Source organism: Rheinheimera soli, assembly GCF_021290985.1.
Lineage (GTDB): Bacteria > Pseudomonadota > Gammaproteobacteria > Enterobacterales > Alteromonadaceae > Pararheinheimera > Pararheinheimera soli.
The window spans coordinates 41,884-55,276 of the sequence record NZ_JAJOYU010000015.1 but is presented as its reverse complement, the minus strand read 5'-3'; the positions used below and the strand labels follow the sequence as shown (position 1 = coordinate 55,276).

Genomic DNA, 13,393 nt, shown 5'->3' with positions numbered 1-13,393 from the left:
TTATTCCGCTGCGCTTTGGTGAAGATACCTTTGGATATCAATACCATCCAGTTGTTGTGTTGTTAAAGGTAGCGGCTCTTTTGCAATCAGACAAGCTAAAACCTCTGCCAGTAAAGGTGCCCAGGTTAAGCCCCGGGCACCCAAAGCACCAAAACGCCACAGCTGCTTTTGCTTACCCAGTACAGGCATATGATCCGGTACTGTGGCACGTAAACCTGCTTTGGCTGACATCACTTCAACGTCCTCAAACCAATCAGGTTGCTCTAATGCCTGATTTACTAAATCGAGGTTTTGTTGATCATCTCCAGCAAGCACTTCACTGTGCCCACTGTTGCGATCAAAGGTGGCTCCGACACAATGCAACTGCTGATAAGCAGGGGTGATATAACCCTGATGACAAACCACAGTTTTTAGCGGCGTCATCCTCTGGCTTTGCAGATGACTGACCTGACCACGAATTTGTCGAAGCGGAAAGGACTCCTGATGATCCAGAGTATTTAATTGTGCGCCTGTTGCCAAAACCACTGTTTTCGCATGCAAAGTTCCGGCAGATGTTTCCAGCATACAATGCTGTTCGTGTTGAGTGATCGCTTGCACTTGAGCGTTGTAGTGAATGTCGACACTTTGGCTGCCAAGCCATTGTGCCATCTGCTGGCAATACTGTTGTGGGCATAACCAGCCTGCGGTTGGAAAAAATAAGCCGTCATAAGGCAAAGCCAGCCCTGCAATTTCTGAAGCCTGCTCTTTGGTGACGCTACTAAACAAGCCACTTAACGCAAAAGGTTGCTGCTGGATTTTATGCTGGCGTTTAGTCAGATTGTCATTGCAGGCCAAAGTTAATACACCACACCAGTCTGCTGCTACTGCTAATTTACCTAACCAGCCAGCATAAAACTGTCTGGCATATAAAAAGCTCTGGCAACTTAAAGACGACATCAGATCGTAAGTCGCATGCAGGTTAGGGTACACAGCTCCCTGACGGTTGTGGGATGCACCCATACCCGCTTCTGCATCCGCACACAGCAATTGGACTTTTAATCCTTTTTGCCATAACGCAAAAGCCGCATTGATGCCTGCGACACCAGCGCCTACAACCGTGATGTTGTCTGGTTGATCTAAGTTCAATTCGGCAGCCTGTTCTGCACTGGCAATCAACATTTCACGCTTTTGACCATGGCCTTTGGTTTTTTTGGCAGAAAAACCTGCGTCATTTAAACCTCGACGGACAAAACCTGCACAGGTAAAGGTAGAGGCCGTAGTGCCGCTGTGGCTCAACCTGAACATCTGGTTAAACAAATTTTGTTGCCACATATCCGGGTTTTTACTGGGTGCAAAACCATCTAAAAACCAGGCATCGACTTTGTTCTGTTCCGGCACTTGTGGCAGTAGTTCATTGACATCACCCAGCCATAAATCCAGCACCACAGCGCCGTCATCAAAGGTCATTCGATGTGGGCCTGGTAAAGCAACAGGGTAGCTCTGTATTAATAAGGCGGTCAGTTCTGCCAGTTGGGGCCAGGCCGCTAAAGCTTTGGTTAAGTCTGCTTTACTCAGGGGGTATTTTTCAAAACTGCTAAAGTACAAACGCTGACAGGTCGTTGACGCTGTTTTGTACTGACGAAAACGCAACCAGGTCAGCAGAAAATTTAAACCAGTACCAAAACCAGTTTCGGCGATATGGAAAAAAGCTCGCGAGTGAGTAAACCAGCGTTCAGGCAGCTGATTTTTATGCAAAAACACATAATCGGTCTCGTCGAGGCCGCCATTGTCGGAAAAATAAATATCGCCAAACAGGTCGGAAACCGGTGTGCCAGCGTCGTTATAGTGAACCTGTGCTTGTTGCAAGGACGTCAAACCCTATCGAAAAAGAATAAGGTATTGTAACTTAGCCGCAATACAAATAGATAATAGTGTACAACTGTGCGCTGAAAGCGGACCAGTTTCTAAAAGAAACTCCGTACAATGTGCCGCAATGATAAAAAGACATCCGATTTTTTGTTTGGAGTAAGCATGAAAAGAGCAGTGATCACAGGGTTAGGCATAGTGTCCAGCATTGGTAATGATAAACAGCAAGTGCTGGAATCATTAAAAACAGGACGCTCTGGTATTAAAGCGTCTCAGGAATTTGCCGATATGGGCCTGAGATCACAGGTCTGGGGCCAGATTGAAATTGATACCGCCGCATTAATCGACCGCAAAGCCTTACGTTTTATGGGCGATGCAGCAGCTTATGCTTATATCTCTATGCAACAAGCCATTGAAGATGCAGGTTTAACTCCAGAGCAAGTGTCGAATTTCCGCACTGGTTTAGTGGTAGGTTCTGGTGGTGCTTCGTCTAAAACTCAAATTGAAGCTGCAGACACTTTACGAGAAAAAGGCGTGAAACGTGTTGGCCCTTACGCTGTGCCTAAAACTATGTCGAGCACCTGTTCGGCTTGTTTAGCCACTCCTTTTGAAATCAAAGGTGTGAACTACTCTATCAGCTCAGCTTGCGCCACCAGTGCACATTGTATTGGTCATGCAGTGGAACTTATCCAGTTAGGTAAACAGGACATTATTTTTGCCGGTGGCGGTGAAGAAGTGCACTGGACCTTAGCGATGGAATTTGACGCTATGGGCGCTTTATCGACTAAATACAATGAAACGCCTGAACTGGCATCCCGTACTTATGACGCTGACCGCGATGGTTTTGTGATCAGCGGTGGTGGCGGTATTTTAGTAGTTGAAGAGCTGGAACATGCGCTGGCACGTGGCGCTAAAATTTATGCTGAAATCGTTGGTTACGGCGCAACTTCAGATGGCTACGACATGGTAGCACCAAGTGGTGAGGGCGCTGTACGTTGTATGGAAATGGCGATGAAAGACGTCAAAGGTCCAATCGACTACGTCAATACCCACGGTACCAGTACGCCAGTTGGTGATGTGAAAGAATTAGGCGCTATTCAGCAAGTCTTTGGTGGCAAATCTCCTGCTATCAGCGCCACTAAAGCTATGACAGGTCATGCTTTAGGTGCTGCTGGTGTGCACGAAGCTATTTATTCACTGTTGATGATGGAGCATAACTTTATTGCCCCTTCCATTAATATCAATACGCTGGACGAAGCTGCTGCTGGTTTAAATATAGTTACTAAAGCGACAGAAGCTAAATTGACCACTGTGATGTCCAACAGCTTTGGTTTTGGTGGTACCAATGCCACTTTAGTGATGCAAAAATATCAGAGCTAATTTTTCCTCTGTCAAAAAAACGCTGCCTGATGCAGCGTTTTTTTATTGGCTTAGCAAAAATTCAGAAATCCGATGGCTCAAAACATAGACCGTCGTTACAATACCGCCATTGTGACAGTGGACTGATACAGATGAAGATATACGCCGACGAAAATATGCCGTACGTCAAAGATTTCTTTGCTGATTTAGGCGAGGTGACGCTGGTTAACGGCCGTACTTTAACTTCAGAACAAATTACAGATGCTGATGTATTGCTGGTGCGTTCTGTGACTAAAGTCAATGAGCAGTTAGTGTCACAAAGCCCAAAGTTGAAGTTTGTCGGTACGGCCACTATTGGCACTGATCATATTGATCAGAACTATCTGCAACAACGGGGTATTGGTTTTAGCAGCGCGCCTGGTTGTAATGCTCAGTCTGTGGTTGAGTATGTCTTGAGTAGTATCTTTGTGCTGGCTGAAAAGTACCAATGGAATTTGCAGCAAAAAACAGTTGGTGTGGTCGGGGTTGGCAATATAGGTCGTGTGCTGGTGAGTGCTCTTCAGGCCTTGTCCATCAAGGTTTTGTGCTGTGACCCACAACGTGCTGCCACTGAACCTGATTTTCCGCATATTCCGTTTGAAGAATTATTGCCTCAGCTCGATATCGTCAGTTTTCATGTGCCTTTGGTAAAGACCGGGCCAGATGCCACAGTGGACTTATTGAATAGCCGGACTTTAAAGCTGCTGAAAGCCGATTGCGCTGTGATCAATGCCTGTCGTGGTGAAGTGACCAATAACGACGCTTTATTGACGGATGCTCAATGTACAGAGGCTCAGTCTGGTCAGAAACGAGCGCTGGTGCTGGATGTTTGGGCCAATGAACCAGAACCTGATTTAAGGTTAATTCCCTTTACAGATGTAGCCACTGCGCATATTGCAGGGCACAGCATCGAAGGCAAAGCTCGTGGTACTGAAATGCTGTATCAGGCATTTTGCCAACAGTTGGGGTTAAGCCCGGCAAAGACCCTGACGCACGTGCTACCAGAGCCGCAAGTTTCAGAGGTGAAAATAAATTCAAATTTTGGACTTTTAGATGTCCAAAATTTAACCCGGCTGTTATATGATGTGCGCCGGGACGATGCTTTGTTTCGTTTCTATATGATGCAAGATAAGAAAACACAAGGTTTTGACTGGCTTAGAAAGTCATACTCACCGCGGCGTGAATACAGCTCGGTGCGGCTGACAGGACAAGAAGTGCCTGAGTTTTTAACAACATTAGGTTTTAACACCCAAATTAATTGACGTTGCAGCGCGGCGACAAGCGAGCGAGACCCCAGGAGCATAGTAGTCCTATGTGACTGGGGCGAAGAGCGTAGTCAACAATGCGGCAGCGTTAAGTAAGAAGGGTAAAGCAGCCAGTAATCAGAGGGGGAATAACCATGGCTCAGCAATACGACGTCGCTGTGTTAGGTGCTACAGGTTTAGTAGGCCAGCATTTAATTGAAATTTTAGAGCAGCGCGATTTTCCGGTAAATAAACTTTATCCTTTAGCCAGCAGCCGCTCTGCCGGTGGCTTTATCACCTTTAAGGGTAAACAAATCGAAGTACTGGATGCTGAGACCTTTGACTGGACTAAGGTGCAGATAGGTTTGTTCTCTGCAGGTGGCAGTGTATCTGCAACTTATGCACCTCGTGCTGCAGATGCAGGTTGTGTGGTGATCGACAACACCTCTCACTACCGTTACGAAGCTGATATTCCATTGGTGGTGCCTGAAGTGAACGCTCATGCTATTGCTGAGTTTCGTAACCGCAATATCATTGCTAACCCAAACTGCTCCACTATTCAGATGCTGGTTGCGTTAAAACCTATTCATGATGCAGTGGGGATCAGCCGTATCAATGTAGCGACTTATCAGTCGGTGGCTGGTGCTGGTCAACAAGGTGTTGAAGCTTTAGCTAAAGAAACGGCGCAGTTACTCAATGGTCGTCCTTTGGAAGAAGGCAGCAAGTTTGCCCGTCAGATTGCTTTTAACTGTATTCCGCAAATTGATGTGTTTTTAGATAACGGCTACACCAAAGAAGAAATGAAAATGCACTGGGAAACCCAAAAAATCATGGGCGATGCCAGCATTTCTGTAAATGCGACTGCGGTTCGTGTGCCTGTGTTTTATGGTCATGCCGAAGCTGTGCATCTGGAAACCCGTATGCCAATCAGTGTTGAACAGGTAAAAGCGCTGTTAGCCAATGCACCTGGTGTGACGCTGATGGAAGACAATGCTGATTATCCGACTCAGGTAGGCAATGCTGCGGGTCAGGATGATGTGTTTGTTGGTCGTATTCGCCAGGATTTCTCCCATGAAAATGGGATTAACTTATGGGTTGTTGCTGACAATATCCGTAAAGGCGCCGCCACCAACAGTATTCAAATCGCTGAGCATTTAATTCGCGACTATCTGTAAACACAGATTAAAACTAAACAAAGGCTCCTGACGGGGCCTTTGTTGTTTCTAAAGCAATTGATTTAGCTGCCGATATGCAGATAGTGTTTAAGCATAGCCAGTCGCATTCATCTGGTTTACTATTCCAGTGTGGAACGATGTTTGCAGTGTTTTTGTGTCAAAAATAATCTCCGGCCTTAAAGGATCATCGATGCGTTTAGTTGGGCTTCTTATTTTCAGTATTCTGTTGCAGATCTGCAGTGTTAACGCCACTGCAGATACCACCTTGCGTCTTAAAGGCCCAAAAAGCACCGAAAATCCGGCTCGTAGTCGGGTAGGCCCTTTGACACCCAACGATACCTTATGGCGTATTGCCGAAGAAGCAAGGCCACATCCAGGTTTAAATATTTATCAGGTGATGCATGCCATCTATCTGAAAAACCCTCAATCTTTCCTTGATGATAACTTCAACCATCTGAATGTCGGCTCTTTTCTGGCTATTCCTAATGTGGATGAAATCATGCAGGTTGATGCTGTGGAGGCGCAACGTAAGTCGGAAGAAGACGATCGGATCTGGGCTGACAGAGTGCGTGCCGCAGCAGCAGCCAAAGTGAAACAAGGTATAAACACTGCACAGCAAAAAGACGTGGATAAAGCCAAGCAGGAAATTAAGCAGGAGTTGAGCCGCGTTGAAGGGCAACAAAAGGGACAACTTCTTGATCTGCAAAGCAAACTAGCGGAATCAAAAATTACAGTCGAAGCTGTGTTGGCGGACAACACTGCGCTAAAAGATAAGCTGGATCAGCTGGCTGACCAAATGCTGCTGATGAAGTCTCAGGTCGATAAAGACAGCGAAATTCAGCAGCAATTGCAGTTGTTGGTGGCCCAGCAGGCTGAAATGTTGGCACAACAAAAGGCCCAGATAGAGCGGGAGCAGCAAGGGACAAGTTTTGCCGAGCTGTGGCAAAATATTTCCTCCAGTAGTTTGACCTGGGTGTTATTAGCCACATTACCGACCTTATTTGTGTTGTTTGCGGTATTGGGCTGGATCAAACGACGGACCAGAAAATCAGAGCAAATAGTCAGCGCTGCTACGGCAGTGCCTCAGCAAGAATCAGGCTATCGTTCACCCTTACCTCCTTTAGATGAAAGTCTGGATTTTGACGAAAGCAGTCTGATGACGCTGGATGAATCTTTGTTGGATACCGGCAGTCAAGGTATACGGCTGGATGATGAACCTATTGATTTACATGATGATATGTTACTGGATACCAGAGCGGACGAGTTTGACGACATTCTGATGAATGACGATGACTTGCTGGACAGCAAAGATCTACTCGACGCCAGTTCAATGGATGATGAGCTGCTGGATGATTTGTTGGATCAACCGACAAAAGCACCAGCCAAAGAGTTTGATCCAAATAATATTTTATCTGGCGCTGATTTATCCGCTCTGTTTGATGAAGAGCCTGAATTGGATGACCCTGACGATATATTCGCTCAGGCTGTCGCTGAGCAGTTAGCGGAAGAGCAAAAACAAGCAGAGCAGACTGACGATGAACAGGATGAACTGATTGAAGAAATTGAACTGGATGAACCAGATAGCGACACTTTTGCTGTAAGTAATAAGGTTTCCGACGAAACAGATGAGTTCAGTCTGGATGAAATAGAAGAAGTTGAAGAAGTCGACTTTGATTCCCTGCTGGATGAATTGGTGGTGACAAACGAAGCGCCTCAAGCTGAAGAAGTGGTATCGGACCGCTCCCCGGAAGTGCCAGTTGAAGAGGCTGCGGACCTACAGGATCTGATGCCAGAGCAACCTCATTTTGACAGCTCAGAGCTGGATGAATTTGCTGAATCACTTGCTGATGAAGAATTATCCATCTCAGAGCCATCATCGACTGAAGATGAAAGCGATATTGATATTGATGCCTTGCTGGATGGCACAACCAACTGGCCTGACAGTGCAAACACAGATAAGGTGAGTGAGCCTGAACCTGATGCTTTTAGTCTGACTGATGAACCGGATCTTGAGCCTGAAACACAAGATGCTGTTGAAACTACTCTGGAATTTGACGAGGATGATTACCCGCTGAGCCCTGGTGATGTCGCTCTGTTGTTATCCGATGAGCCGGCAGAAGAGCAATCAACAGCAATGCCTGCACATTTTCATGCAGATCATGGCGATTTAGCAGAGCTTATCAACGAACTTGAACCTGAAAGTGACATTCTGGCTGATGATCAGACCGCAAGCCTATCAGAACATACAGATGCGATACCGGATCAAGTCTTAGCCGCAGACTCAGATGATCAGGTTGTGGATGAAATTGATAGCCCAGATGAGATACAGCCTGAGGTATCAGATACCGACGCCGCACAAGGCGCTGAGGAGATGTCAGACGACATTGAAGCCAGTGAGGCATGGCAGGAGCTGACTGATCAGGCTGTCGAGCAGCCATCTGGCGAGTCGGTGCCTGATCTTGATCTGCAGGAAGATTTAAGTGTCAGTCGTGTATCTGCTGCCACCTTGTCAGTGGAGAATCCAAGCAAAGTATTAGAAGAATACCCGGATCTGGAGTTTTCTGATGAAGCTGGTTCTGTTGAAGACACTGATGATGATCTTGAATTGGAACAGGACCTTGAGGACACTGCAGAGTCCGAAGTGATATCGCATGACACGCAACAGGCCAATAACGACATTGCATCAGAACTTGAAGCCTTAGATGACACAGACTTTGATGCGTTGTTAGCTGATTATGCTCAAACTGATGCTGAAATCAGGCTGGCAGATGAAGATATAGCTGATGCTGTGTTATCCGAATTAGCTCTGGATAAAGCTGATACAGAAACAGAGAGCGAACCGTTACCGCAAGCAGAAGTTGAAATACAGCAGAACACTCCATCTGATGATTTGGCATTTTCATTATTGGCGCTGGATAAATTACTGGACGATTCTGAAGATGAGCCGCAACTGACTCAAAATCCTGTACGCAATATTGATGTTGGATTGGAAGATTATCAGGATTTTATTGCCGCACAACACGAACCTGAACTGGATCCGGCTGAGCAGGGGTTTGCTGCCGATTTGGATTTAATTCGTGCTTATATCGAAATTGGTGAGCAGGATGGTGCTGAACATCTGATTGATAAAGTATTAAGTTCTACCGCGCCTGAGCATATCAAACAAGAAGCTAAAAGCTTAAAAGACCAGCTGTAAATCTCAGGGTCAGAGTCAAGACTCTGACCCTTCAGTTTTCAATTTCATACTGACCTCATGTCGCCACAAAACCAAATCATGCTTCTGTTTTTAATACCGAGCTTCGCTTGTAACCGTTAAAATTCGTGAGTTTCCTGTAATCCCTGAGTTATACTTCCGCCCCTAAGTGATGGGAGTCAGAATGCGAATTGCGTTAGGTATCGAATACAACGGTGTAGGTTTATTTGGCTGGCAAAGGCAACGTGAAGTGCCAAGCGTACAAGGTCATCTCGAAGCTGCGTTATCCAAAGTTGCGAATGCAACTATTGAATTATCCTGTGCTGGCCGCACTGACGCTGGTGTGCATGCAACTGGTCAGGTCGTGCATTTTGATACCGATGCCAACCGTGATATGCGCGCCTGGATTATGGGGGCCAACTCCAATCTGCCTGATGGCATAGCCGTACGCTGGGCAAAACAAGTTTCAGATGATTTTCATGCCCGCTTTTCTGCCACAGCTCGTCGTTACCGTTATGTGATTTACAACAATAAATTCAGGCCTGCCATTTTGGGGGCAGGCTTAAGTCATTATCATCAGGATTTGAATATTGAACTGATGCAACAAGCTGCTGTCCATTTGCTGGGTGAAAATGATTTCACCTCATTTCGTGCTATCCAGTGTCAGTCGCACAGTCCCTTCCGTAATCTAATGCATCTGCATTTAAGCCGGACAGGACAGTTTATTGTGCTGGATATTAAAGCCAATGCCTTTTTGCACCATATGGTACGCAATATCACCGGCAGTTTGTTACAGGTAGGAATGGGCTTAAAAGAGCCTGAATGGATAGCAGAATTGCTGGCAGCGAAAGATCGGACTTTAGCAGCAGCGACGGCCAAAGCTGAAGGCTTGTATCTGGTGGATGTGGACTACCCTGAACACTTTGGTATTCCGAAAATGCCACTGGGACCACTGTTCCTGCCCGACAGCTTTTGCTAACAACTACGACCAGTTAGCTATAGGTTCTATCATGGCTTTGTGCTTTAATAAGCGCCGTTAGCCGCATGATCGGCGCTTTTTTACACAATAAACTAAGTTTGGGCTCAAGCCCTGCTGCGATACCAAGGAACAACTATGAGTTGGTTAGAAAAAATTCTGCCCAGAACTTCGTCTTCATCCCGTCGTAATATTCCTGAAGGGGTCTGGACTAAATGTACCTCTTGTGAAGCTGTATTGTACAAGGCAGAACTGGATCGGAACTTAGGGGTTTGTCCTAAATGCGACAACCATATGCGTATCAGTGCCAGAGACCGTTTAAACAATTTCCTTGATACCGGTGGTATGGTTGAACTGGCTGCAGAGCTGGAACCTCAGGATCTGTTGAAATTTAAAGACAGCAAAAAATACAAAGACCGTATTGTTGCTGCGCAAAAAGAAACCAATGAAAAAGATGCCATGGTGGTAATGCGCGGCACTTTATTGGGCATGCCGGTCGTTGTGGCTTCGTTTGAATTTGCTTTTATGGGCGGTTCTATGGCGTCTGTAGTGGGTGCCAAGTTTGTCAAAGGTGTCGAATACGCCATTGAAAACAAAGTGCCTTTTATCTGTTTCTCTGCCAGTGGTGGCGCCCGTATGCAAGAAGCTTTGATGTCTTTGATGCAAATGGCAAAAACCAGTGCGGCTTTAGCCAAGCTGAGCGAAGCAGGTTTACCTTATATTTCTGTACTGACCGACCCTACTATGGGTGGTGTATCTGCCAGTTTGGCCATGCTGGGCGATTTAAACATTGGTGAGCCAAAAGCTCTGATCGGTTTTGCTGGTCCCCGTGTTATTGAGCAGACAGTACGTGAAAAATTACCTGAAGGTTTCCAGCGCAGTGAATTCCTGCTGGAACACGGTGCTATCGACATGATTGTTGACCGCCGCCAAATGCGCGATACAATTGCGCGACTTGTGGCTAAATTCATGCGATGGCCAGCTCCTGCCAAGGAACACCGCGTCGCCTAGTAAGGTGTTATGACCAATCTTTTATCGCCTGCAAGCCAATCCTGCCAGACTCTGACGGATTGGCTTTGTTATATAGAACAGAAACATCCGCAACATCAGATTGAACTGGGATTGGGCCGGGTGCTTAACATCGCTCAGCGTGCCGATTTGCATCTGCTGCCTGGTAAAAAAATTCTGATCGCTGGCACCAATGGCAAAGGCACTACTGCCCGCACTCTTGAACAGCTCTGCGCAGTGCAGGGCTTGTCTGTCGGTGTATACAGCTCTCCTCATTTGCTGCAGTTTAACGAGCGCTTACGCATCAACGGCGAAGATGTAGCCGACACTCTTTGGTGTGAAGCTTTTGCTTTTATCGAGCAATTGCGTGGCGATATTGAACTGACCTATTTTGAGTTCACCACACTGGCGTCTTTTTATCTGCTGAAACAACAGCAACCGGATATTTGCCTGATTGAAGTCGGTTTAGGCGGTCGTCTGGATGCCACTAATATTATCGAGCCTGATTTAAGTATTCTGACCACAGTCGATTTAGATCATCAGGATTATTTAGGGCCAGACCGTGAAAGCATTGGTCGTGAAAAAGCCGGTGTATTTCGCGCAAACAAGCCTGCTGTGATTGGTGAGACTGATATTCCACAGTCGGTACTGAAGTACAGTCAGGATATTGCAGCCCAACTGCTTTGTATCAATACGGATTACCAGTACAACGTCACAGAAGCGAGCTTCAGCTGGCAAGGTGTGCAGAGCCGTTTGGAAGAACTACCTCTGGCAACTGTTCCTTTGCAAAATATTGCGACAGCTCTTACTGCACTGGAAGCCTTAGCTTTATTACCTTCGAAGCAACAGGCAACAGAGGTATTGTCTGCTTTAAGTCTGCCCGGTCGTATGCAATGGTTGAGCAAAACCCCCGGTATTTTATTGGATGTAGCGCACAATCCGCAGTCTGCTGGTTATCTGGCGGCTCAGCTTCAGTTCATCAAAGAGCGTTATGCTCGGGTGCATCTGCTGGTGGGGATGTTAAAAGACAAAGATATTCAGCAAAGTTTGGCACCATTCCACCAACTCGCGGATCACTGGCATCTGGTGGACTTACCTGGTGCTCGTGGAGCTTCGGCGAATATGTTGTTGGGGCAGTTGCCAATACAAAGCAGCTATTGCTGTTATTCAGATTTAGAGTCGGGTTACCAAAAAGCGCTGTTGTCTTTGCAGGCTAATGATTTATTGGTGATTTTCGGCTCTTTTGTTACAGTGTCGGCAGTTCTAGCGCTGCAAAAGGAGACAGATGTATGACCAGCGCCTTTAAAAACCGCTTAATTGGCAGCAGTATTTTAATTATTGCTGCCATCGTTTTTTTACCTGATTTGCTGGATGGGCAAAAACAAGTGGTGAAAAACGAGTTTAAAGCTATTCCGGAACGTCCTGAATTTGCCACAGTGCAACAGGAGCAGGTATTTACTAAGCAGCAATTAGCCGAAAAGCAGCAGGAATTATTGGCGACTCCGGTGAATGAGCCTGCTGCTGATGCAGGATTACCTGATAATAGCTTTGCGCAAGTGACTGCTGGCGCGCCAGGCAGCGAAGCTGCAGCAGACAGTGCAACTATGGTGGCAGAGTCTGCTAACGGCACAAGTACAGATCCTATTCCTGTACCGACTGAAAACCCGTTAGCGCCAGTGAATAACGCAACTGTTGCGCCTGTTGCAGAACAACCAGTTGAATCGAAAGGGAATCCAGCACTCAATGAAACGGCTTGGATAGTGCGGGTTGGTAGTTTCGGTAAAGTGGAAAACGCCACTGCTTTAGTGGCTAAACTGAAAGAAGCAGGTTTTACCACCTTTACCCGTTCAACCACTAATGCTCAGGGCCAGTCTATGGTCAGTGTTGTGGTTGGCCCTGAATTGAAAAAAGAACGCTTGGAACAAAAACTGCCTCAATTGCAGCAACTAACCGGAACTCAAGGTCTGAAGCTGACAGCTTTTAAGCCTATCGAAAATAATTAGGTGTTCAGGCGCGTGTTTTGGTAGAATGCGCGCCGTCCCTAAGCATCCTTTGGTAGCAAATGGTTTGGATTGACTATGCCATTCTGGCAATTATCGGCCTGTCGACTGTTATCAGTCTGGTCCGGGGATTTGCCAAAGAAGCGGTTTCACTGATTATCTGGATACTGGCCTTTTTTGTTGCCAGTTATTATTACCCCTATCTGGCAACCTATTTCACTGAATTGCAAGACGCACTGGTGCGTAATGCGGTCTCCATTGCTGTTCTGTTTATTTCTACTCTTATCCTTGGTGCCTTAATTAACTACCTGATAGGCCGTTTGGTTGAATCTACAGGTTTATCCGGCACAGACAGATTACTTGGCCTGATCTTCGGCGCCCTGCGTGGTGTGCTGGTGGTCAGCGCGTTGTTATTTTTCCTGGATGCTTTTACCACTGCAGATCAAACCGACTGGTGGCAAGCGTCCAAACTAATACCCGAATTTGGTTTTATCATTGAATGGTTTTTTGAGTACATCAAAGCCCATTCCAGTTTTATGCAGCGACCCTAAGCG

Annotated in this window: 10 protein-coding genes; 9 read left to right on the top strand and 1 reads right to left on the bottom strand. The window is 46.4% G+C overall.

Annotated features, from left to right (window positions below; genetic code table 11):
• A complete protein-coding gene (gene mnmC / locus LSG37_RS11950; RefSeq protein ID WP_233080085.1) occupies positions 1 to 1,845 on the bottom strand; it encodes a bifunctional tRNA (5-methylaminomethyl-2-thiouridine)(34)-methyltransferase MnmC2/FAD-dependent 5-carboxymethylaminomethyl-2-thiouridine(34) oxidoreductase MnmC1 in 1,845 nt (614 codons plus the stop codon).
• Positions 1,846 to 2,010: 165 nt separating this feature from the next.
• Here mnmC and fabB point away from each other — a divergent pair, with 165 nt between their 5' ends.
• The 9 genes from fabB (at position 2,011) to LSG37_RS11905 (ending at position 13,390) form a co-directional block, all read left to right on the top strand.
• Complete coding sequence (fabB, locus tag LSG37_RS11945) at positions 2,011 to 3,225, top strand: beta-ketoacyl-ACP synthase I (RefSeq protein WP_233080084.1); 1,215 nt, start codon at positions 2,011 to 2,013, stop codon at positions 3,223 to 3,225.
• 131 nt (positions 3,226 to 3,356) lie between these two features.
• Entirely contained in the window at positions 3,357 to 4,505 is a 1,149-nt protein-coding gene (locus tag LSG37_RS11940) for a 4-phosphoerythronate dehydrogenase (RefSeq protein ID WP_233080083.1), read from the top strand.
• 137 nt (positions 4,506 to 4,642) lie between these two features.
• On the top strand, positions 4,643 to 5,662 hold the full coding sequence (locus LSG37_RS11935) for an aspartate-semialdehyde dehydrogenase (protein WP_233080082.1): 1,020 nt from the start codon (positions 4,643 to 4,645) through the stop codon (positions 5,660 to 5,662).
• 190 nt (positions 5,663 to 5,852) lie between these two features.
• Complete coding sequence (locus LSG37_RS11930; protein ID WP_233080081.1) at positions 5,853 to 8,858, top strand: FimV/HubP family polar landmark protein; 3,006 nt, start codon at positions 5,853 to 5,855, stop codon at positions 8,856 to 8,858.
• Between the two features lie 181 nt (positions 8,859 to 9,039).
• On the top strand, positions 9,040 to 9,834 hold the full coding sequence (truA, locus tag LSG37_RS11925) for a tRNA pseudouridine(38-40) synthase TruA (RefSeq protein WP_233080080.1): 795 nt from the start codon (positions 9,040 to 9,042) through the stop codon (positions 9,832 to 9,834).
• Between the two features lie 135 nt (positions 9,835 to 9,969).
• Entirely contained in the window at positions 9,970 to 10,842 is an 873-nt protein-coding gene (accD, locus tag LSG37_RS11920; RefSeq protein WP_233080079.1) for an acetyl-CoA carboxylase, carboxyltransferase subunit beta, read from the top strand.
• 9 nt (positions 10,843 to 10,851) lie between these two features.
• On the top strand, positions 10,852 to 12,132 hold the full coding sequence (folC, locus tag LSG37_RS11915; protein WP_233080078.1) for a bifunctional tetrahydrofolate synthase/dihydrofolate synthase: 1,281 nt from the start codon (positions 10,852 to 10,854) through the stop codon (positions 12,130 to 12,132).
• Complete coding sequence (locus LSG37_RS11910; RefSeq protein WP_233080077.1) at positions 12,129 to 12,842, top strand: SPOR domain-containing protein; 714 nt, start codon at positions 12,129 to 12,131, stop codon at positions 12,840 to 12,842. Before folC ends, LSG37_RS11910 begins: the two co-directional genes overlap by 4 nt.
• Positions 12,843 to 12,901: 59 nt before the next feature.
• Positions 12,902 to 13,390, top strand: coding sequence for a CvpA family protein (locus LSG37_RS11905; RefSeq protein ID WP_233080076.1), 489 nt, complete (start codon positions 12,902 to 12,904; stop codon positions 13,388 to 13,390).
• Positions 13,391 to 13,393: the final 3 nt, after the last annotated feature.

Excerpts from the sequence above, each read along its gene's own strand:
- fabB (WP_233080084.1), top strand. The coding sequence starts at position 2,011 with ATGAAAAGAGCAGTGATCACAGGGTTAGGCATAGTGTCCAGCATTGGT.
- LSG37_RS11940 (WP_233080083.1), top strand. The coding sequence starts at position 3,357 with ATGAAGATATACGCCGACGAAAATATGCCGTACGTCAAAGATTTCTTT.
- LSG37_RS11935 (WP_233080082.1), top strand. The coding sequence starts at position 4,643 with ATGGCTCAGCAATACGACGTCGCTGTGTTAGGTGCTACAGGTTTAGTA.
- LSG37_RS11930 (WP_233080081.1), top strand. The coding sequence starts at position 5,853 with ATGCGTTTAGTTGGGCTTCTTATTTTCAGTATTCTGTTGCAGATCTGC.
- truA (WP_233080080.1), top strand. The coding sequence starts at position 9,040 with ATGCGAATTGCGTTAGGTATCGAATACAACGGTGTAGGTTTATTTGGC.
- accD (WP_233080079.1), top strand. The coding sequence starts at position 9,970 with ATGAGTTGGTTAGAAAAAATTCTGCCCAGAACTTCGTCTTCATCCCGT.
- folC (WP_233080078.1), top strand. The coding sequence starts at position 10,852 with ATGACCAATCTTTTATCGCCTGCAAGCCAATCCTGCCAGACTCTGACG.
- LSG37_RS11910 (WP_233080077.1), top strand. The coding sequence starts at position 12,129 with ATGACCAGCGCCTTTAAAAACCGCTTAATTGGCAGCAGTATTTTAATT.
- LSG37_RS11905 (WP_233080076.1), top strand. The coding sequence starts at position 12,902 with ATGGTTTGGATTGACTATGCCATTCTGGCAATTATCGGCCTGTCGACT.